11 protein-coding genes and 4 tRNA genes are annotated in these 21559 nt (G+C 38.2%); 8 read left to right on the top strand and 7 right to left on the bottom strand.

What is annotated here, in order from left to right:
* Positions 1 to 28: 28 nt before the first annotated feature.
* From BWI92_RS12005 to lysM, 5 genes are all read left to right on the top strand, one after another.
* Entirely contained in the window at positions 29 to 769 is a 741-nt protein-coding gene (locus BWI92_RS12005; RefSeq protein ID WP_095163533.1) for a peptidase, read from the top strand.
* A 351-nt stretch (positions 770 to 1120) separates the two neighbouring features.
* Entirely contained in the window at positions 1121 to 1963 is an 843-nt protein-coding gene (locus BWI92_RS12000) for a transglutaminase family protein (protein WP_095163498.1), read from the top strand.
* A 17-nt stretch (positions 1964 to 1980) separates the two neighbouring features.
* Positions 1981 to 2802: an aminotransferase class IV gene (locus tag BWI92_RS11995; RefSeq protein WP_095163497.1), complete on the top strand. Its 822-nt coding sequence runs from the start codon at positions 1981 to 1983 to the stop codon at positions 2800 to 2802.
* Between the two features lie 192 nt (positions 2803 to 2994).
* Positions 2995 to 6225, top strand: a complete 3231-nt coding sequence (locus BWI92_RS11990) for a S41 family peptidase (RefSeq protein ID WP_095163496.1) — start codon at positions 2995 to 2997, stop codon at positions 6223 to 6225.
* Between the two features lie 171 nt (positions 6226 to 6396).
* The gene (gene lysM, locus BWI92_RS11985) at positions 6397 to 6864 is read left to right on the top strand and encodes a peptidoglycan-binding protein LysM (protein ID WP_095163495.1); all 468 of its coding nucleotides are present in this window, start codon (positions 6397 to 6399) and stop codon (positions 6862 to 6864) included.
* Positions 6865 to 6902: 38 nt separating this feature from the next.
* Here the strand turns inward: lysM and BWI92_RS11980 are convergent, their stop codons facing one another.
* The gene (locus BWI92_RS11980; RefSeq protein WP_095163494.1) at positions 6903 to 7793 is read right to left on the bottom strand and encodes an SMP-30/gluconolactonase/LRE family protein; all 891 of its coding nucleotides are present in this window, start codon (positions 7791 to 7793) and stop codon (positions 6903 to 6905) included.
* 644 nt (positions 7794 to 8437) lie between these two features.
* On the opposite strand from BWI92_RS11980, the gene BWI92_RS11975 reads away from it, so the two are divergent.
* A complete protein-coding gene (locus BWI92_RS11975) occupies positions 8438 to 9955 on the top strand; it encodes a malate:quinone oxidoreductase (protein WP_095163493.1) in 1518 nt (505 codons plus the stop codon).
* A gap of 136 nt (positions 9956 to 10091) precedes the next feature.
* On the opposite strand, the gene BWI92_RS11970 is transcribed toward BWI92_RS11975, so the two are convergent.
* The 4 genes from BWI92_RS11970 to BWI92_RS11955 all read right to left on the bottom strand — a co-directional run bounded on the left by BWI92_RS11970 (position 10092) and on the right by BWI92_RS11955 (position 10583).
* Positions 10092 to 10165: transfer RNA gene (locus BWI92_RS11970), tRNA-Pro, on the bottom strand.
* Positions 10166 to 10244: 79 nt separating this feature from the next.
* Positions 10245 to 10318 (bottom strand) — tRNA-Arg (locus BWI92_RS11965).
* 72 nt (positions 10319 to 10390) lie between these two features.
* A tRNA-Pro gene (locus BWI92_RS11960) sits at positions 10391 to 10467 on the bottom strand.
* A 26-nt stretch (positions 10468 to 10493) separates the two neighbouring features.
* Positions 10494 to 10583: transfer RNA gene (locus BWI92_RS11955), tRNA-Ser, on the bottom strand.
* A gap of 332 nt (positions 10584 to 10915) precedes the next feature.
* On the opposite strand from BWI92_RS11955, the gene BWI92_RS11950 reads away from it, so the two are divergent.
* Positions 10916 to 11953 carry a hypothetical protein gene (locus BWI92_RS11950; protein WP_095163492.1) on the top strand — a complete coding sequence of 346 codons (1038 nt, stop codon included), beginning with the start codon at positions 10916 to 10918 and terminating at the stop codon, positions 11951 to 11953.
* A 314-nt stretch (positions 11954 to 12267) separates the two neighbouring features.
* Here the strand turns inward: BWI92_RS11950 and BWI92_RS11945 are convergent, their stop codons facing one another.
* Both BWI92_RS11945 and gltB read right to left on the bottom strand, forming a co-directional pair.
* A complete protein-coding gene (locus BWI92_RS11945) occupies positions 12268 to 13758 on the bottom strand; it encodes a glutamate synthase subunit beta (RefSeq protein ID WP_095163491.1) in 1491 nt (496 codons plus the stop codon).
* Positions 13759 to 13832: 74 nt separating this feature from the next.
* Positions 13833 to 18401, bottom strand: coding sequence for a glutamate synthase large subunit (gltB, locus tag BWI92_RS11940; protein WP_095163490.1), 4569 nt, complete (start codon positions 18399 to 18401; stop codon positions 13833 to 13835).
* Between the two features lie 898 nt (positions 18402 to 19299).
* Here gltB and BWI92_RS11935 point away from each other — a divergent pair.
* Complete coding sequence (locus tag BWI92_RS11935; RefSeq protein ID WP_095163489.1) at positions 19300 to 21519, top strand: gliding motility-associated C-terminal domain-containing protein; 2220 nt, start codon at positions 19300 to 19302, stop codon at positions 21517 to 21519.
* The last annotated feature ends 40 nt before the right edge of the window (positions 21520 to 21559 follow it).

Here is a 21559-nt window from a genome sequence, read left to right as displayed (position 1 = left end):
TGTAACAATGTTTATCACTACAAATCAAATGACATACTGTTTAGGAATTAAGGTCCGAGGCGGACTAGTGGCAATTGCTGATACAAGAATCACTGCGGGAACAGAAATGTACTCAAACAAAAAGGTATCAGTACATGAGGTTGGGAAACACTCTTTGTTCATCATGACAGCGGGTCTGCGTTCGGTACGTGACAAATCTATTACCTATTTTAATAGAATGACCGAAGAACAGGGTGTAACTTTCGACTATATGTTCGAAGCTGTTAATGCTTTCGGAGATATGTTGCGAAAAGTAGCCAAAGAAGATAAAGAAATGTTGAAATCGGAAGGTTATAACTTCAATCTTCACTCAATCATCGGTGGACAAATGTCTAAAGATGATGAGCATAAATTGTTTTTGGTCTTTCCTGAAGGAAACTGGATTGAAATCAATGAAGGACTTCGCTTTCAAATCATCGGTAACTCCAATTATGGTAAACCGTTATTGAACCGTGGACTTACTTACGAAACGTCTTTGGAAGATGCTATCAAATTAGGCTTCCTGTCGTTTGATGCTACTCAGGTGAGTGCAACAGATGTAGATTATCCGATTGATGTAATTGTATATCAAAAAAATAGTTTCCATTTAATCGAACATCGTCTTGAGAAAGAAGAAATGGAAAGTATCAGTAAGCAATGGACAGGCTTGTTGAAAGAATCGATGAATAGCCTAAACGACAGTTGGGTTCAAAATATCATGGATAAATCCTTGATTTCGCAAGAACAGTAAGAGTATATTTAAAAATTTTATTTAGCATTTGTTGAAAAAACAAAATTTCTCTTCTCAACTCCTTACTTTTCTTGTCTTGACACAAGAAAAGTAACCGCGCGGCGGCCGCAAAAGAAAGTCAAGAAATCCTAAACTCGCCTTCGGCTCAAACAGTAGGATTTCATAGAGATAAATACAAAATTTTTCATTTTAATGACTGACTTATAAAATTTAAACATGCTCTAAAACCATTTCATAGAACAAATGTTGAAAAAGAGTAAAATACTTGAATCTGTACTTTCTTGTATTTTACTCTTTTCTTGCTAAATAAGCCCACTAAATTATTATTGATTCATTTCATCAAACAATCTTATGAAACTAGCGATTACCCACACTTTGCTGTACGATTATAGTAATGATGTTCGACTCGAACCACATTATTTATATCTGCATCCCAAGCAAGGGCCCTATCTCAAGGTTGACCAATATTCCTTACAAATTTCACCAACACCCGACTTTATTTCAAAGAATGTCGATTCGGCTGACAATATTCAACATATTGTATTCTTCAATAATAGCACCCGACATCTGAGCATCAAGGCCGAGTCTATCATTGAAGTTACCGAGTTTAATCCGTATTCATTTATATATCATCCATTTGAATCTAGCAGACTACCCATAAAATATGCCAACGATTTGAATGATTCCTTACAATCATACCTAAATCGAAAAGGGGTAACTACCTATGTAGACCAAACTGCCCGACAAATTGCGGCAAGTGTTAACTGGGATACTAGCAGTTTTCTTTCTGAACTCAATAAGTTTATTCACTCTTTTGCCTACGAAATTCGTGAAGAAGGTGATGCCTATTCACCCGAAAAAACCTTATTGGAGCGTAGAGGTTCTTGTCGCGACTATTCGGTGTTGTTTATGGCGATGTGTAGGGCACTAGGTATTGCTTCTAAATTTGTGAGTGGCTATTACTTTAGTGACCCCAATCAACCTCAGTATCTTCATGCTTGGGTCAATGTATATTTGCCTGGTGGTGGCTGGAGAGGCTACGACCCTACACAAAACTGTTTGGTTTCGGGACGTCATATTCCTTTAGCTACTTCTGCAATGCCCAATCTGATTTCGCCAATTCATGGTACATTTAGAGGCAGCGCCCAATCTGTATTTAAGGCAGAGGTCTCAGTAAGAAAAATAGAAGAGTAATAATAATCACCCAATTCATGCAAGAGTTTATTTATTTGAATAATGCCTTCGTAAAGGCTGAAGATGCCAAAATTCATGTTTCTGACTTAGGATTGGTACGTGGATATGGAATTTTTGATTTTTTTAGAGCTATTGACGGTAAAGCTATTTTCCTAGAAGATCACCTAGATCGTTTTGAAAACTCGGCTCGTTTGATGGGGCTTCCCATTCCTGCCACTCGTGACCAACTTCGAGCTATTATTTTAGAAAGTATTCAACGTCACCCACTTCCTTTATTGGGTATCAAAATGATACTAACAGGTGGTTTTTCTTCGGATGGCTATCTTCCTGCCGAAACCTCCAATCTTATCGTTACAGCTAAGTCTTTTGAGTTCAAGAATCCTGATAAAGGCATGAAGCTCTTGAGTTTGGAATACAAGCGTGAAATACCTGAGATTAAAACCCTCAACTATATCGTTCCTATCAGAATTCAACCTCAACTCCGTACTCAACAAGCAGACGATGTCCTCTATCATCGCGATGGGATTATTTCGGAGTCTTCGAGAAGTAATATATTTATTGTCAAAAATAACACCATTGCCACACCCAAAGATGGAGCATTGTTTGGCGTTACGAGAAAGCATGTCATCAAGTTAGCCTCTCAATATTATAAGGTAGAAGAAAGAGATATTAGTTTTGAAGAATATCTACAAGCAGACGAGGTATTTACCACAGGAAGTACCAAACGTATTGTTCCTATTGCTCAAACCGATGAAGTGGTTTTTAATAATGGACAAACGGGGTCAGTCACAAAGCACTTGCAAGAGCTGTTTTTAGCTTACGAAAAGCAAAATGGATAGCAAATTCAACGCACTCGAAAATCAATTTTCGAGTGCGTATTGTTTTTAAGCGTATCTATATCTAATTGTTTACATCCGTAGTAATATGTCTCTACAATCAGCCCATTGGGCGAATAGTTACTCAATTATTTATATTTTAGGCTAAATATTACTTATTTAGATACAAAATTCAACAAACCTTTTGTGTAATTTATGAAAAAGACCTTCCTATTACTTTTTTCATTATTAGGAGCATCGGCGACACAAGCGCAACAACCACTGCTTTTGCGTCATCCGAGTATCAACAATGATGGCTCTGTGGTAGCATTCTCCTACCAAGGCGATATTTGGACAGTACCAAGCACTGGTGGTCAAGCTACGCGCTTGACAATTCATGAGGCTTATGAGAGTAATCCAACCTTTAGTCCAGATGGAAAACAAATTGCTTTCTCTGGTGCAAGATTTGGCAATAACGATATTTTTATCATGCCTACTACTGGCGGAATGCCAAAACGTTTGACGTTCCACTCAAGCCAAGATAATATCGCTAGTTGGACGCAAGCAGACAAAATTCTATTTTCAACTTCTCGCGAATTCCGTCAAATCGAACGTCCTTCTGAAGTGTATTCTATTTCTCCAAAAGGAGGAACCGAATCAAGAATGTTAGATGTCCTTGGTTTCGAGCCGACTGTTTCACCCGACGGACGTTTTGTGGCTTTAGTTCGTGGCGATATCAACCCTGTAGCTCGTCAAGCATACACTGGTAGTTCTAATCGTGAAATTTGGATTTTTGACACAAAATCAAAAAGCTATAATAAACTTCCTTTATTCGCTACCAACGACGTTATGCCTCAATGGAGTAAAAACAATACGCTTTATTTCTTGAGCAGTAATGATGGAGCATATAACCTTTACCAATTGAAAATTTCAAATGATGGTAAAGCAGAAGGAACTCCTAAAAAGTTGACCAACTTCAAGGATGAATCTATTCGTCATATCAATATCTCTACAGATGGCAATACCATTGTTTTTGAACAAGATATGAATCTTTACACTTACAAAGTGGCAAATGGTTCTATCCAAAAAATCAATGTTACTATCAATGCAGACGATAGATTTGATGCTTCAGAAAGCAAAACATTTACTTCTGGTATCGAAGATTTTAAGGTATCTCCCAATGGTAAATTATTAGCTTACGGCATCCGTGGTGAAATTTTCGTCAAAGAAGCTGATAAAGAAAAAGCTCGTAGTATCAACGTTTCTTCACACGCTTTTCGTGATGTAGAACCAGCTTGGTTAAATGACTCTACTCTACTTTTCACAAGTGACCGTACTGGCGGCAACTTCGAAATGTTCATGGTACAGTCAGCAGATGCTTCAGAAAAGAACATCTTCAAAACTTTAAAGCATAAAATTACACAATTGACTACTACCCCAGACGACGAGTCAAATCTGGTAGTTTCAAATGACGGTAAAAAAATTGCCTATGTGCGTGGTAGAGGCAAATTTGTCGTGGCTGATATTAGCGCAGATGGAAAATTGACTAATGAAAAGGTTATCAATGATAGCTGGGCATCACCTAATGACATCGCTTGGAGTCCAGACAATAAGTATTTGGCATATAGCTTAACCGACTTGTATTATAACCAAGAAATTTTCATCAAAGCTTCTGATAATACAGGTAAAGCGGTAAATGTAACCATGCACCCACGCCGTGATTCACGTCCTTTCTGGAGTGGTGATGGTTCAAAATTGGGTTTTGTTTCAGAACGTAGTTCTGGTCGTAGTGCAGACGTATGGTTTGTTTGGTTGAAAAAAGAAGATTGGGAAAAAGAAGCGCAAGACTGGCAAGAAAAAGATTCATCTCCTGCTGAAGGTGCAGCTGGCAAGTCAGATAAAAAAGAAAAAGGTGTTAAGCCAATCGTTATCGACTTCGATGGTATTCACAACCGTGTAGTTCAGGTGACCAACTTCCCAGGTTCTGAATCTGATTTTGTTATCTCTAAAGACGGAGAAACATTCTATTATGTAACCAATAGTAGCTCGGCAAAAGGTCGAGATCTATATAGCATCAAATGGGATGGTAAAGATTTAAAAGAAATCACCAAAGGTGGTAGTAACCCTGGAGGTTTGTATTTGGATAAAGAAGGAAAATACATTTACTACAGCCGTATGGGCGGTTTTGGTGGCGGAGGCTTAGCTCGTATCGATACCAAAGCTGGTCTGCCTGAATCGTTGCCAGTAAGTGCCAAAATGAAAGTAGACTATACTGGCGAGCGCACTCAAGTATTTGAAGAGGCTTGGCGTACAATCCGTGATGGTTTTTACGACCCACAATTCCACGGAAATAACTGGGCGAAATTGCACGATAAATACAAAGAGCGTTGTATTAATGCTAGTACCTCAAGTGATTTTAGAGATATGTTCAACTTACTTTTAGGCGAACTAAATTCTAGTCACATGGGCTTAACGGCGCCTGAACGTGCCGAAACTCAAAGAGAAATAACAGGTTTATTAGGAACCGAATTGACTCCTACCGCAAATGGAATGAAAGTGTCACACGTTGTGCCAGAAACTCCTGTGACCAAATCAAAAAGTATCATCAATGAAGGTGAAACGATTGTAGCTATCAACGGACAAGCTGTTGGGCAATCTGACAACTTTTATGAACTATTGAATGGTTTGGCAAATGAAAAAGTTATCGTCTCTGTAAATGATGCAACAGGTAAAACTCGTGAGGTGGTTGTACGTCTAACTAATAGCATTAGTAGTAATCTTTATGATGAATGGGTAGAAAATCGTAAGAAGTTAGTAGAAAAATTCTCTAACGGTCGTTTGGGATATATCCACATCAAGAGTATGGACTTCCCTAGCTTTGAAGTGGTAGAGCGTGAGTTTACAGCAGCAGGATATGGCAAAGATGGTATCGTGATAGATGTACGCTACAATGGTGGTGGTTCTACAACCGATTACTTAATGACTATTTTGAACTATAAGCAACATGCCTACACTATTCCAAGAGGCGCTAGTGAAAATTTGGAAAAAGACAAGTTGAAGTTCCGCGACTATTATCCAATTGGAGAGCGTTTGGTTTATGCAGCTTGGACAAAACCGTCAATTGCATTATGTAACGAAGGAAGCTATTCGAATGCTGAAATTTTCTCACATGCTTATAAATCATTAGGCATCGGTAAGTTAGTAGGTTTACCAACAAATGGTTCTGTAATTTCAACAGGTGGTAAATCATTGATGGATGGCTCATTTGTTCGTCTTCCTGGTCGTGGATGGTACACTAAAACTACAGACAAAAACCAAGAACTCGGACCAGCAGTTCCAGATGTTATTGTAGAAAACGAACCAGAGTGGATTTCAAAAGGTACAGACAACCAATTAAAAGTAGCTGTGGAAACATTACTAAAAGATATTGATTCAGCGAAAAAATAATTAAAATTTATTACATAATTAAAGGGCTTCTGATTTGTTTCGGAAGCCCTTTTTTGTATTTTTAGGCGCCCTAAAGACGTTGAATTATTTTATTTCACAAAATTGTGACTTCTTGCCCTGTTCAACGTTTAGAGGTAGATTAATTTAAACTTAAATCAAACTTATACCGCTATGGGACTTATGTCTTTCTTTAAGGGTGTTGGTGAAAAAATTTTCGGAAACCACACTCAAGTAGAGCCAGCAAAAGCTGCCGAAGTAGAACCTCTAAGAGCTAGTGCTCTTTTAGCACACGTAAAACAATTAGGTCTAGCCTACAATTCATTAACTATCCGCACCAATGGCGACACTGTTTCAATCATTGGAGAAGTTGCCAAACAAGAAGATGCAGAGAAAATTGCATTAGCAGTAGGTAACGTTGAAGGAGTAAAAGTGGTGGATAACCAACTTACAGTAGACGAACCAGAAGAAGAAGCACAGTATCACGAAGTAGTAAAAGGTGATTCATTATCAAAAATTGCTCAACACTATTACGGTGACATGATGAAATATCCTGTGATTTTCGAAGCAAACAAACCGATGTTGAAAGATCCTAATTTGATTTATCCGGGTCAATTGCTTAGAATTCCACCATTGAAATAAAAGTATTAAGGCTAGTCAAAACTGACTAGCCTTATTTTTTATATCGCAAACCGACGAGCTTCTATTCCCTTCACATCTACTTTGCACCTAAATACATGCCCACTCATTGGATAGGTCAATAATTCGTGCTCATCCAAACCTTCTCTCGCAGTTGTAATCACCAATTCACTAAAATCTGGTCCTATCCAATTGCACGATGTTACATTAGGAACAGGAAGCTTTATTTCGGCCAGCTCCTCCCCTGTTTTGGTATTAATACAAGCTACCCTAAAACCACCCCAAAAGGCTACCCACAAATTCCCCTCAGCGTCCATACACATTCCATCAGGTAGTTCACCACGATTTTTAGATTGATAGATTATTTTTTCTTTGGTTAGAACCAAAGCTCCCTCTTCATTTATGACAAATCTTCGAATATTTCTTTTAAGTGAATCTATAAAGAAAAAAAATGCTCCATCCGAGCTCCAAGCCATTCCGTTGGAGATACCTAATTTCGACAACAAATGTATTTGCTCTCCAGCTGTGGAAATACAATATAGATTTCCTTCATTCCGCTGATTTTCTATCTGCATAGTTCCTACCCAGAGTCGCCCTTTTAGATCTATTTGTCCATCATTACATCTATTATAGGTCAAATGCGCCTCCATAGGCTTCCATAGCTCTAATGCTCCAGTTTTGACATCATACCAGCATAAGCTACCCTGCAAGCCCAAAAGCAACTTATAGGGTGATTCGGTCAAGGCAACCATGCCAATACGTTTGGAAATAGCACTAAAATGATGTACCTGAGAATCCAATAAATACCAATTAATCGTTCGACCCTCAATATCAACCCAATAAATCGCATTGGTTGACGAACACCATACTGGTCCCTCTCCCAATCTACAGCTCGATTCTAATAGCACCTCAGCTTGATATACTTTTTTCATAGTAAGTTGGATTCTTTTAAAGGTTTTTGATGAGAGAATAGAGAGATACAATAATAGTTTTTTTCACAAGCTATTTTGCGAAAAACCGCAGATATTTTTCATAATGAATATACTCATTAATTACCAGATGTTAATATAAGTAAAACTACTTGTAGCACTCTTACAACGCACTTGATTTTATACAATCGTTAATCTTGTAAAAATACAATTAGTTGAATAGAGAGTAAAAACATCGAAAATTCATGCTATTTCCCATAATATATTCTTTAAATAGAGTCGCTGCTAAATAAAAATAGCTGTAAATACATCAATTTTTCCAAACACTTTGCTACAATTAGTAGTTACTTAATACACTGGATATCAATACATTTTTAGAAATACAAGCAGTAAATAAAATCTTCAAAAAATCATATTTTATTTTTTTGAGTAAATATGCACCGTTTATGTCCTTTTTATGTTAAATAATTGAAAAGCCTTTAAAATTGAAATTTGAGGCACAATTTAATATACTATTATAAAGAAAAAATATAAAGAGAACAAGAAAGTAATTATTATTTGAAAGGAATTGTGCAATTTTAAGATTATTTTTTGTTACCTATTCGAATAAGTATAATATAACTAACGAGATAATTTTTTTGTGAGAAATGCGTAAAAAATTAAAGAGTGCTGCCAACTATTCAGATGTTGTTTTGATTGGGGCAGGCGTTATGAGTGCGACGCTCGGGGTGTTGTTAAAAGAGCTTCAACCTGATTTAAAAATTACTATTTTCGAACGTCTTGATTTGATTGCAGGAGAAAGTTCGGAAGCTTGGAACAACGCAGGTACAGGTCATGCTGCATTATGTGAGCTGAACTATACTCCTGAAAAACCAGATGGTAGTGTTGATGGGTCTAAGGCTTTAAAAATTTATGATTCATTCCAACTTTCACGCCAATTCTGGGCATATCTAGTCGAAAAAAATATCCTTTCACCTGAGGACTTTATTCAATCTGTACCTCACATGAGTTTCGTTCATGGTGAAAAAAACGTAAGCTATCTTCGTAAGCGTTTTGATTTATTGACTCAATATCACGTTTTCAAAGATATGTTGTATACTGAGAATCCAGAAGAAATTAAAAATTGGATTCCCTTGGTGATGGAAGGTCGTGATGCAAATCAACCCGTAGCAGCTACTTACACCGATGCAGGAACTGATGTTAACTTCGGCAACTTAACACGTATGTTGTTTGATCACCTCAAAAACATGGATGGTGTTAAAATCCGTTTGAAGCATGAAGTAACCGATTTGGAACAACTAGAAGACGGAAACTGGTGTATTACCTTAGATAACCTTGCTACCAAAAAGCGTAATAAAAAGAAAATCTACACAAGTTTTGTATTTGTTGGTGCTGGAGGCGGTGCATTGCCATTATTGGAGAAATCTAAAATTGAAGAAGGTAAAGGTTTTGGAGGTTTCCCTGTAAGTGGACAATGGTTAAAATGCAACAATCCTGAAGTTGTAGAACGTCACAACGCAAAAGTATACGGTAAGGCTGCAGTAGGTGCTCCACCGATGTCAGTTCCACACTTAGACTCTCGTATGATTGATGGTCAGAAGGAACTTCTTTTTGGTCCGTATGCAGGGTTCACGACTCGTTTCTTAAAAGAAGGTTCTTTATTAGACTTACCTTCTTCTATCAAATTGAGCAACATCGTACCAATGATGCAAGCAGGTTTGCAGAACATCGACCTTACGAAATATTTGATTGAGCAAGTAAGACAATCACCAGAAGACCGTTTGGAGGCGTTGAAAGAATACTTCCCGAATGCACGCATGGAAGATTGGGAATTGCTTGTAGCCGGACAACGCGTACAGGTAATTAAGAAAGACCCAGTAAAAGGTGGTGTGCTTGAATTTGGTACCGAAATTGTTGCAGCTTCTGACGGTTCAATTGCTGCCTTACTAGGAGCTTCTCCTGGAGCTTCTACGGCGGTTGACATTATGTTGAAATTATTAGAGCGCTGCTTTAAAGAGGAATACAATACAGAAGAATGGCAAAGTAAATTAAAAGCAATGATTCCTTCATTTGGACAATCTTTGATTAGCAATGATGAGTTGTTTAATCAAATCAATCATTGGACAAATGATGTACTTGGTCTTAAATCAGCTGAATTAGCTTAATTTTAGATACTATTTCTCACAAAAAAGCCTTTCCTTGATACAAGGAAAGGCTTTTTTGTGTTGGCTTCTTTTGTTACAAGTAAAGTTCGGGAACTGTTACAAAACAAAAAAGCCTAACTCAATGAGTTAGGCTTTGTCGGGATGGCAGGATTCGAACCTACGACCTCCTGCTCCCAAAGCAGGCGCGATACCGGACTACGCTACATCCCGAATTTCCTATATTAATTAACATTAACTAGAAAAGTATTTTGTAAAAGATTCACTCTACTGTGTATCTTATTCTCAGGTGTGATTCCGTCAGGATTCGAACCTGAGACCTACTGCTTAGAAGGCAGTTGCTCTATCCAGCTGAGCTACGGAACCGGAATAAAAAAGGATTCTGATTCCAGACGGAACTGAAAATTCACTTATGTCAATCTTCAAAATCCTAAATTATGGTCGGGATGGCAGGATTCGAACCTACGACCTCCTGCTCCCAAAGCAGGCGCGATACCGGACTACGCTACATCCCGAACTTTTGGCCATTCCACTTTAAAAGTGGCGGAGAGAGAGGGATTCGAACCCTCGGTACCGTTACCAGTACGACAGTTTAGCAAACTGTTCCTTTCGGCCTCTCAGGCATCTCTCCTTAACACTTAAAGTATCTCGTTAGATACCTCCCTTGTGTTTAGGTGATGCAAAGGTACGGCTTTTTTTGATTAAGATGCAAGTCGGAAATGAAAAAAAAATGCATTTTCTTGAAAGTTTTTCACAACATATACCATACAATTCTGATTAACAATTACTTAAAACAACCATTACAAAGGCACTTTTTTTGAAAGTTTTTTTATCCAAAAACCACTTCTACTTGATTTTAGACGCATTTTCAGATTTATCTAAGATTTAATATTTCAATCTAAAAGTTCATCATCTACGTATATCTGAAAATATAATCCACAAAAACTTTGAATTGCCTACAATATGAAAAAATCATTTCTACTATTCACACTTTGTAGCTTCTGGGGTATCCTGTTTTTGAGCGCCTGTTTTAAAAATTCTGATGCCGAGCCGTTAGAAATTTTTAAAGTTTCGACCCTTTTTGTTTCTAATGCTGAAACGACGATTAATGCCAAAAACTTGCAAATTTTCAAACCAGCAGACTCTACTATATTAGTTCCTAAGGTTGAACTAAACAATGGCGCGCAAGATGGTAATGGAGTTTTATTTGTTGCAAGTAAAAACTTTTTGTTTCAAATAAGTAGAGCACAAAAAAGTATTAGGCTTTACAACAATGCCTCTTCTGTATTTGAGGCGTCTTTACCTAATAATATCATTATCGACTCTACCCTATCTAGTGGAAGAGAAATCGCCTATGATGAGACAAATGACGCATTATTCGTAGCAAACAATACCGACAGTACAATTAGAGTCTATGAAAAAGTTTCGACCTTAAATGGAAAGTATGTGGGGAAAAAACTTAAACTAAGTGGCGAGCCATGGGGAATTACGTACGACAAAAAGAACAATCGACTATTTGTTGTGATGGATAAAAATGCGCTTCGAGTAGAAATTTATAACAATCCTTCTGGCATAGAGGCAGGAAAAGTTGCTGCCAGTCTTAGATTTTTTATAAATGGATATAAAATCAATGGAGCAACAGCGCGATTACATGGCATTGCTTATTCATCACAAAGAGATATGCTGTTTGTAACAGAAATTGGAAATGCTTCTGGGACAAATTTTGATAAAGATGGAGGAATTTATATTATAGATAAAGTCTCAAAGATTACCAATAACAGCTCAATCCTCGCTAATAGAGCCATTTTTGGCTCAAATACTGGCTTAGGAAATCCTGTAGATATTGCCATTGATGATCGTAGTATAAAAGGGTTTATCTATGTAGCAGAAAAGGCTAATAAGAAAATTCTTGTTTTTGGTTTTGGAGATAATGGAAATGTCGCTCCTATTAGAGGATATACTTCCACATTTTCTCCCGAGGCTATTGATATTGATTACTGAGATTTCAATGATAAAACACACGTTTGAAGCCAATTATCAAGCGTGTGTCAGCATTAATTGGGTGAATTGAGATTGAGTGAATGAGTGATTATTTTTAAAATTTACCTTTCACAAGTAGAGATGTAAATTGTTACGCCTAACGATAAGTTATCCAGCATGATAATATCAAAAAAGCGGTCGAAAAACAATTTCCGACCGCTTTTTTGATAAAAATTTGGAGAGTAATCCCTCAGGATAACTCCTACTATATGCTGAGTGACTCATCTTTAAAAGATAATCACTCATTCACAATTCACTCAATCAGAGATGAATCACTACACTACAGAGAATGTAGACACCGCTTTAGCTTCAAGAATTGAAGAACCTTGAAGATAAATATCTGCTTGACGAGCAGCTTCACGACCTTCAGAGATAGCCCAAACTACCAATGATTGTCCACGACGCATATCCCCTGCTGCAAATACTTTATCTACAGATGTCTTGTAATTGTTAGCTTTTACATTTCCTCTTTCGTCAAACTCAAGTCCTTTTTCTTCTAATTGAGACAAAAGGCCTTCACGTTGTGGATGTAAGAAACCAGCAGCGATAAGGGCTAATTCGCAAGGAATTTCACGCTCATTTGTATGAACTTGTTGAGCTTTGCCGTCAACAACCTCCATAGCAATATCCGCGATTTTAATACCTTTCAAATTACCATTTTCATCACCTACATATTCTTTCACGGCGATAGACCATTGACGATCAGCTCCTTCTTCATGAGATGTAGAAGTACGCAACATCATCGGCCAGTTAGGCCATGGAGTTTGAGAAGCACGTTCTGCAGGAGGCATTGGCATTACCTCTACTTGAGTAACAGATTTTGCTTTATGACGATTTGAAGTACCAACACAGTCAGAACCTGTGTCACCACCACCAATCACCACAACATTTTTGTCTGTAGCCAACAATTCACCATTTGCATAAGTAGCACCACGGTGATCAAATTGACGATCAATACCAGCTACACGCTTGTTTTGTTGTGACAAAAATTCCATCGCTGGGTAAATTCCTTTCAAGTCAGAACCCGGGATAGGCAACATTCTCGGAACTGTTGAACCACCTGCCAACATAATCAAGTCGAAGTCTTCCAACAACTCTTCACCTTTGATGTCAACACCTATATTTGTTGAAGTTTTGAAAACTATACCTTCTTCTTTCATTACCTCAACACGACGCTGAACTACCCATTTCTCTAATTTGAAATCTGGAATACCGTAGCGCAACAAACCGCCTGCTTCGTCAGCACGTTCAAATACTGTAACTGAGTGACCAGCTTTGTTTAATTGTGCAGCAGAAGCCAAACCAGCAGGGCCAGAACCAATTACTGCTACTTTCTTGCCAGTTCTTTTGGTTGGTACATTTGGTTTTACTAAGCCATTTCCAAAAGCGTATTCGATAATCGATTTCTCGATATACTCGATTGTTACTGGAGGCTTATTGATACCTAATACACAAGCAGCTTCACATGGCGCAGGACAAATACGACCTGTAAACTCAGGGAAGTTGTTGGTTGAAGATAAAATTTCGTATGCATAAGCCCAGTTTTGGTCAAATACTGCATCGTTAAACTCTGGGATAATGTTGCCTAGTGGACAACCATTATGACAGAAAGGAACGCCACAGTCCATACAACGACTCGCTTGTGCTGTTACTTTATCTGTTGTAAAATCAATATCTATTTCTTTGTAATCGCCAACACGTTCAGCGACTGGTCTTTTCTTTGGAGTTTCTCTTGTTACCTCTAAAAATCCGGTTGGTTTTCCCATTGTCTTAATTTGAAAATTTTAGGATTTAAAAGTCTGAAAATATTGCATGAATAGATTCAGACTTTCAAAATGGATTAGTGAGCAATTTCAACTTGGATGTCCTTGTAAACCACATCTTTATTTTCAAGAACCTCTGCAACTGTAACGTTACGAGAAGCAAGTGCTTTTTTGAAGTCTTGTGGCATTACTTTAACAAATTGCGCAAGTGATTCAGACCAGTTGTCTAAGATTCCCTTAGCTACATCTGAGTTAGTATATTGCAAATGTTGCTCAACATATAGTTTCAAGATTGACTCATCTTCTTGGGTCAACTCCTCGATAGCTACCATTTCAGGGTTTACTTTAGAAGCAAAATCTCCTTTAGCATTCAGCACATACGCTACACCACCCGACATACCTGCTCCGAAGTTACGACCAGTATCGCCCAAAATCACGACCAATCCACCAGTCATATATTCGCAACCGTGGTCACCGATACCTTCTACTACTACTTTAGCACCCGAGTTACGTACGCAAAAACGCTCACCAGCCATACCACGTAAATAAGCCTCACCCGAAGTTGCACCGTAGAATGATACGTTACCTACTACTGAGTTTTCAGAAGGATTGAATGGCGCTTTTTTGTTTGGATAAACAATCAATTTAGCTCCACAAAGACCTTTTCCGATGTAATCGTTAGCATCACCTTCTAGTTCAAATGTAATACCATTGACAGAGAATGCTCCAAACGATTGTCCAGCTGTACCTGTAAACTTGAAGTGGATTGTATCATTTGGTAAACCTTTTGCACCGTATACTTTCGTAATTTCGTTAGAAAGCATGGTACCAATCGTACGGTTTACGTTGATTACTTCAAATTCACCATATACTTTTTCTTGGTTGTCAATAGCTGGTTTCGCAGCTTTTAACAAATCCCAGTCAACTTGTACATCCAAACCATGATCTTGTTCTTCTTGTTTGTATAATGCAACATCTAATGACATTGGCTGTTTGAACAAGATTGGAGAAAGATCTAAATGTTTGTATTTCCAGTGTTGGATATTTTCTTTCATTTCTAGGCGATCCACTTGACCAACCATTTCATTAACGGTACGGAAACCAAGTTCAGCCATTAATTCACGAAGCTCCTGTGCCAAGAAATAGAACAAGTTTACTACGTGATCTGGGTTACCAGTGTACATTGCACGCAAGCGTGGGTCTTGAGTTGCAACCCCAACTGGGCAAGTATTCAAGTGACACTTACGCATCATGATACAACCTGCTGTAACCAATGCAGCTGTTGCTACACCAAATTCTTCAGCACCTAATAGGGCTGCGATGGCAAGGTCACGACCTGTTTTGATTTGACCATCCGTTTGTACAGTCACACGACCACGCAATTTGTTACGAACCAATGTTTGGTGTGTTTCAGCCAAACCAAGTTCCCAAGGCAAACCTGCGTGACGGATAGAAGAAAGTGGCGAAGCACCAGTACCTCCATCGTGACCTGCAATCAAGATATGATCAGCATGTGCCTTAGCAACACCCGCCGCGATTGTACCTACACCTGCTTCTGATACCAATTTAACTGAGATACGAGCAGCACGGTTTGCATTTTTAAGGTCAAAAATCAACTGTGCTAAGTCCTCGATTGAATAAATATCGTGGTGAGGAGGAGGCGAAATCAAACCTACACCTGGCGTTGAGTGACGAGTTTTACCAATCCAATCATCTACTTTGTGACCTGGCAACTGACCACCTTCACCTGGCTTAGCGCCTTGAGCCATTTTGATTTGTAGCTCTTGTGCGTTTGTCAAATAGTGAGCAGTTACACCAAAACGCCCCGAAGCAACCTGCTTGATAGCAGAGTTCATAGAGTCACCGTTAGCCATTGGCTCAAAACGGATTGGGTCTTCACCACCTTCACCTGTATTTGATTTACCACCAATACGGTTCATGGCAATAGCCAAAGTAGTGTGAGCTTCGTAAGAAATAGAACCGAATGACATAGCTCCCGTAGCAAAGCGCTTGAAGATACTTTCAACTGGTTCAACTTCTTCGATTGGAACAGGAGTACCTTTTTTGAATTTCAACAATCCACGAAGCGTCATCGCTTTCTCCGTTTGATCATCTACAATCTTCGAGTATTTCTTAAACAACTGATAGTTGTTTGTTTTAGTAGACTGTTGTAATAAGTGGATTGTTTCTGGGTTGAACAAGTGAGCTTCACCACGGTGTTTCCATTGGTACACACCACCTACTTCTAGTTTTGGATTAGCTACTGGTTGTTCAGGATATCCATTTGTATGTTTGATTAGGGCTTCTTTTTGGATACCTTCCAAATCGATACCACCAATACGAGATACAGCTCCAGAGAAATATTTATCAACTACTTCTTTTGCCAAACCAACGATTTCGAAGATTTGAGCACCTTGGTAAGATTGAAGTGTTGAAATACCCATTTTAGAGAAGATTTTCAACAACTCACCATTTACCGCTTTGATGTAGTTTTGTTGTAATTTTTCGTAAGGATAATCTACTTGCAAAATACCTTTGTCTTTCATACCACGAATAGTTTCGAAAGCCATGTATGGGTTTACTGCCGAAGCACCAAAACCAATCAAGGTAGCAAAGTGATGTGTTTCCCAAACGTCACCAGCCTCAACGATAAGACCTACTTGTGCACGTTTTCCTTTACGAATCAAATGATGATGAACCGCAGCTGTAGCCAATAAAGAAGGAATTGGCGCGTGTGAGCTATCTACACCACGATCGGTCAACAACAAAATTGCATAACCATCATCTACTGCATCTTCAGCGTATTGACAAATTCTATCCAAAGCACGCTTCAATTGTCCTTTCTCGCCATTAGCTCTGAAAGTTGTATGAATCGATTTTGTATGGAAGTTTTTGTGATCAATCCAACGAATTTTCTCAATCTCAGCATTGGTTAATACTGGTTGACGAATTTCGATTTGACGACAGTGTTCAGGCGTTTCTTTCAACAAGTTTTTCAAACCACCAATATCCGACAACAATGACATTACCGTACGTTCGCGGATAGGGTCAATTGGAGGGTTGGTTACTTGAGCAAACAATTGTTTGAAATAGTATGATAAATGTTGCGCTTGGTCAGACAAAATCGCTAATGGGGTATCTACACCCATTGAGCCTAATGCCTCTTTACCAGTCTCAACCATCTGTGACAATACTACACGAAGGTCTTCGGTGGTGAAGCCAAATACTTGTTGACGCAACAACAATTCTCTTTCGAATGGAGCACGGTACTCAGCACCAGCAGCAGGAAGGTCTTCAACCTTAATTTTGTTAGCCTTCAACCACTCTCCGTAAGGTTGTTGTTTACAGATTTTTTCTTTCAATTCATCGTCAGGAATAATACGACCTTGTTCCATATCGACGATGAACATTTTACCTGGCTGTAAACGACCTTTTTTGACAACTGTAGATTGGTCAATATCCAATACCCCAGCCTCAGAAGCCATGATTACGAAATCGTCGCTAGTTACCCAGAAACGAGATGGGCGCAAACCATTACGGTCAAGCGTAGCACCAATGATTTTACCATCTGTGAAAGAGATAGAAGCTGGACCATCCCAAGGCTCCATCAAAGCAGCGTGGTATTCGTAGAAATCACGTTTGTAATCTTCAATATGCTCGTTACCATCCCATGCTTCAGGAATCAGCATCATCATTACATGAGGCAATGAACGACCCGACAAAGTCAATAATTCTACGGCGTTGTCAAGTACAGCCGAGTCAGACTGACCTAATTGACAAACTGGCAAAATCATATCCATTTCTTCTTTGCTGAACAAGTCAGACTGGAACAATGCAGACTGCGCTTGCATCCAAGAAGAGTTACCTTTTACGGTGTTAATTTCACCATTGTGACCCATATAGCGGAATGGTTGAGCCAAACGCCATTCTGGGAATGTATTTGTTGAGAAACGAGAGTGAACAATTGCCAAAGCAGATGTAAACTCATCACGGCGCAAATCATCAAAATAACCAGGTACCTGCATAGTAGTCAACATACCTTTGTAAATGATCGTGCGAGCCGAAAGTGAAGCATAGTAGAATTTACCTTCCACTGCTTTCACCGTTTCGTTAATTACTCTTGCAGAGTACTGACGGAAAACGTACAATTTGCGCTCAAACGTTAATTCATCTTGGTCTTCAGGACGCTTGATGAACAATTGCTCCATTTGAGGCTCAGTGTTTCCAGACTCAGCACCTTGAATTTCTGAATTGTCACAAGGGACAACACGATAACCCAAAATTTCCAGACCTAACTTTTTAGCCTTTCGTGCAATGATTTCCTTACACTCATTACGAGTAGTTTCATCTTTTGGAAAGAAAACCATACCGACGCCATAATCTAAGGCGGCCGGCAAATCGATGCCAAGTTTTGTACACTCTTCAAGGAAGAACTCGTGAGGAATTTGTACTAAAATACCAGCACCGTCACCAGAGTTAGGGTCGCAGCCACAAGCTCCACGGTGGTCCATGCGAATAAGCATTTGAATTGCATCAGCCACTACTTTGTGTGACTTTCTACCTTTCATGTTCGCTACGAAACCGATACCACAAGCATCATGTTCGAATTCCTTGCGATACAACCCTTGATTATCAAAGTTAGTCATGGTAATGGGGTTTGTTTTTTTAAGTTTAAAATTTAACCTGTTCTAGGTAGCCTTTATTTATTATAGTGGTATTATTATCCTTCTTCTTTTGAAAAGTTGTAAATATTTTAGACGGTTTATTGACAAAATCAAAATTATTTCATAAAATATCTAACGACCTTTCTTTGTGATTATGGCTATATATACTTCACTCTATTTCGCTTTTACAAAGATATACAAAAAATTATTTGGATAAAATAGCATTTCGCCGAATAATCATCGGTATTGAACAAAATCAAGTTTTTGCAAAAAATATTCTTAGTTAGATACAATTCCTGCACGTATAAGTATTTTTACAAAAATCCGATTTTATAACACCTATTTATGCCAATTTAGCAGTATTTGCCTGAATTACACTGAAAATTAAAACCTATTTTAAATGTTTTTACAAAAAAATAACACAAAATGGCTTTTTTCAAAACATTGCTCCTTTTATAAAAAAAACCTTCTTTTTTTTCAAAGAATACCGTTAAATCTACATTTTACTACTGTTTTTAAGCCCTTTTGGAAGCAAAAAATAGACTACAAAACATATAGATTAAATCATCTTTTATCTTCAAAATAGACTAATCACTATTTTTTCAAACTGTAATAAAATCTACTGTTATTCAATATAAAAGGTTAGGATTTTGTAACTTACTGTGTGTGATGAAGTGGGAAAAATGAATCGCTAAAAAATAGGAAAACAAGCAGTTACCAGAAAAAAAACTTTAGTAATGGCAACCTTTCGTTTCCACAACCTGTCGTATAGTTGAAATGTTCTGGTGTTAAATAATTTACTTGTAATTTACACAAACTCTTAAACTATTACAATTGCTCGTCCTAGTTTATCTTACTAAACTCGAAACTACAACAACTTATGAAGAAAGCTTTACTATGTGTTTTTTTACTGTTGGGATGCTTAACGTCAAGAGCTACACATATTGTGGGAGGCGATATTGATTTGCAACGTATAAGTGACCAAGGTTTCACTCACAGACTCTCTCTAAATTTATACTTTGATGCGATTAATGGTCAACCCGGAGCCTTAGATCAGACTGTTACTTTGGGCTTTTTCAGAAAAAAAGATAATGTAATGATGGGTTACGTTGTGGTTCCGCTGATTTCAAATTTGCAAATCCCCTATACCAATCCCGATTGCTCAGAATATGGAAACGTTAGAACGAGACTAATCAAATATTCTTCTTTAGTGACGCTTGCATCTGCCAATTTCAACGATCCTGAGGGGTATTACATAGCATGGGATAGATGTTGTAGAAATGATGTAATCTCAAATATTCAAAATCCGGGCCGTACTTCTTCACTTTTCTACACAGAATTCCCTGCCATTCTTGTCGACAATAAAGAATTTATCAATTCAACTCCCAAATTTAAAGACTTATCGGGCGACTATATTTGTATCAACAGACCATTTAACTTTGATTTTAGTGCTACTGATGCAGATGGAGACAGTCTGGTGTATAGTGTGGTAAGTCCACTTGCTGGATTTAGCTCTGTACAATCTCCTAACCCACAATTTCCTACTGGTAGCTCAAATTATCCAAGAGTTACTTGGGCAACGGGATACTCTAATACGAATGCTATTCCGGGTAATCCAGCTTTGAGCGTAAACTCCCGAACTGGAAGACTCTCTGTGACGGCTAATCAACTGGGCTTATTTGTTTTTTCGGTGCGAGTTGAAGAATATAGGGCAGGAAAAAGAATAGGCTATGCGCTGAGAGATTTTCAGTTGAAGGTGGTAGACTGTCCTATCAATAATGCTCCCATAAGTTTTGCCAAGCTAAAAGGAAGTTTGAACCAGATTGGAAAGGATGAGATTATTACCATTCCAAATACACAAAAAAACGCCTGTTTTGAGCTATACTTTACCGATCCTAATCCATATACTCAAATACGATTAAAAGTAGTTGGACAAAATTTTTCTGATAAAGGTTTTGCTAATATTCCAATTGCTTACAATATCTTATCGAAGGCCGATACGCTCAAAGCCGAAATATGTTTGGATGAATGTTCCCAAAGTTTTGATGGAAAACCCCTAGTTTTTCAAGTATTCACAAGTGACAATGGCTGTCCACAGTCCTTGAGTGATACTCTCACGGTGAAAGTATATCGTCAACCAAGAGATAATGCTAAACCTATTATTAGCACCGACGCCATTAGTCGAACGTTATCTGCACCCATTAACTCTACTTTGTCTTACAATATTTTTGGGAAAGACGTGGATGTAGATTCTTTGAGCCTCCGCGCCGTAGGACGAGGTTTTACGTTATCGCAGGCAGGTATTACGTTTAATGGAAGTTCGGGTATTGGCAATGTCCAGTCACCTTTTACATGGAAACCACTTTGTGACCAAATTAGAACGACTGATTATTTGGTCGATTTTATCGTCTCTGATAGGTATTGTAGTCGAAGCAAAAGTGATACTTTAACGATTGCATTCAAGCCTACCCCTATTCTATCGAACAAACCTCATGTGAGCACCACCCTAAAAGATCAGAATATAACCGTTGTTTTGGACGGAGAAAATGCCATCCCATTAACTTTTGATGTAAATGCAAAAGATCCTGATAGCGATCCCATTCAGCTATATGGCATTGGACAAGGCTTTAATTTAGGAAGTGTGGGCATTAGTTGGAGCAATAAAAATGGTATTGCATCACTAACCTCTCCGTTTCAGTGGAATCTTACTTGCGAGCTATTAGGTCAGGAGAAAGAAAAAACCTTTGTAATCAATTTTGTCACAGAAGATAACTCGTGTAGCCCCATGCGTTTTGACACAACCAAAGTTACCGTTTTAGTCAAGAACAAAGAAACTGCTTATACATTTACCCCACCGAATGTTATTACGCCCAATGGCGATGGAAAAAATGATTCGTTTACGATTACGAATCTTCCCGAAAACTCATGTTTTGACAGATTTGAATATATCCAAGTATTTAACCGTTGGGGACAACAAGTATATCAGTCCTATGACCGAAAATTTGAGTGGTTTGCTGATGAAATAGTGAGTGGAGATTATTATTACCTCTTAAAGTTTACAAGGCAAAATTTTAAAGGTTGGATAAGTGTACTGAAATAAACAAAAAAGTAATGGCTTTCGAAAAATGATTTCGAAAGCC

The sequence above is a fragment of the Flectobacillus sp. BAB-3569 genome (assembly GCF_002270355.1).
Lineage (GTDB): Bacteria > Bacteroidota > Bacteroidia > Cytophagales > Spirosomataceae > Flectobacillus > Flectobacillus roseus.
This window is presented reverse-complemented; position numbering and strand designations above follow the sequence as displayed.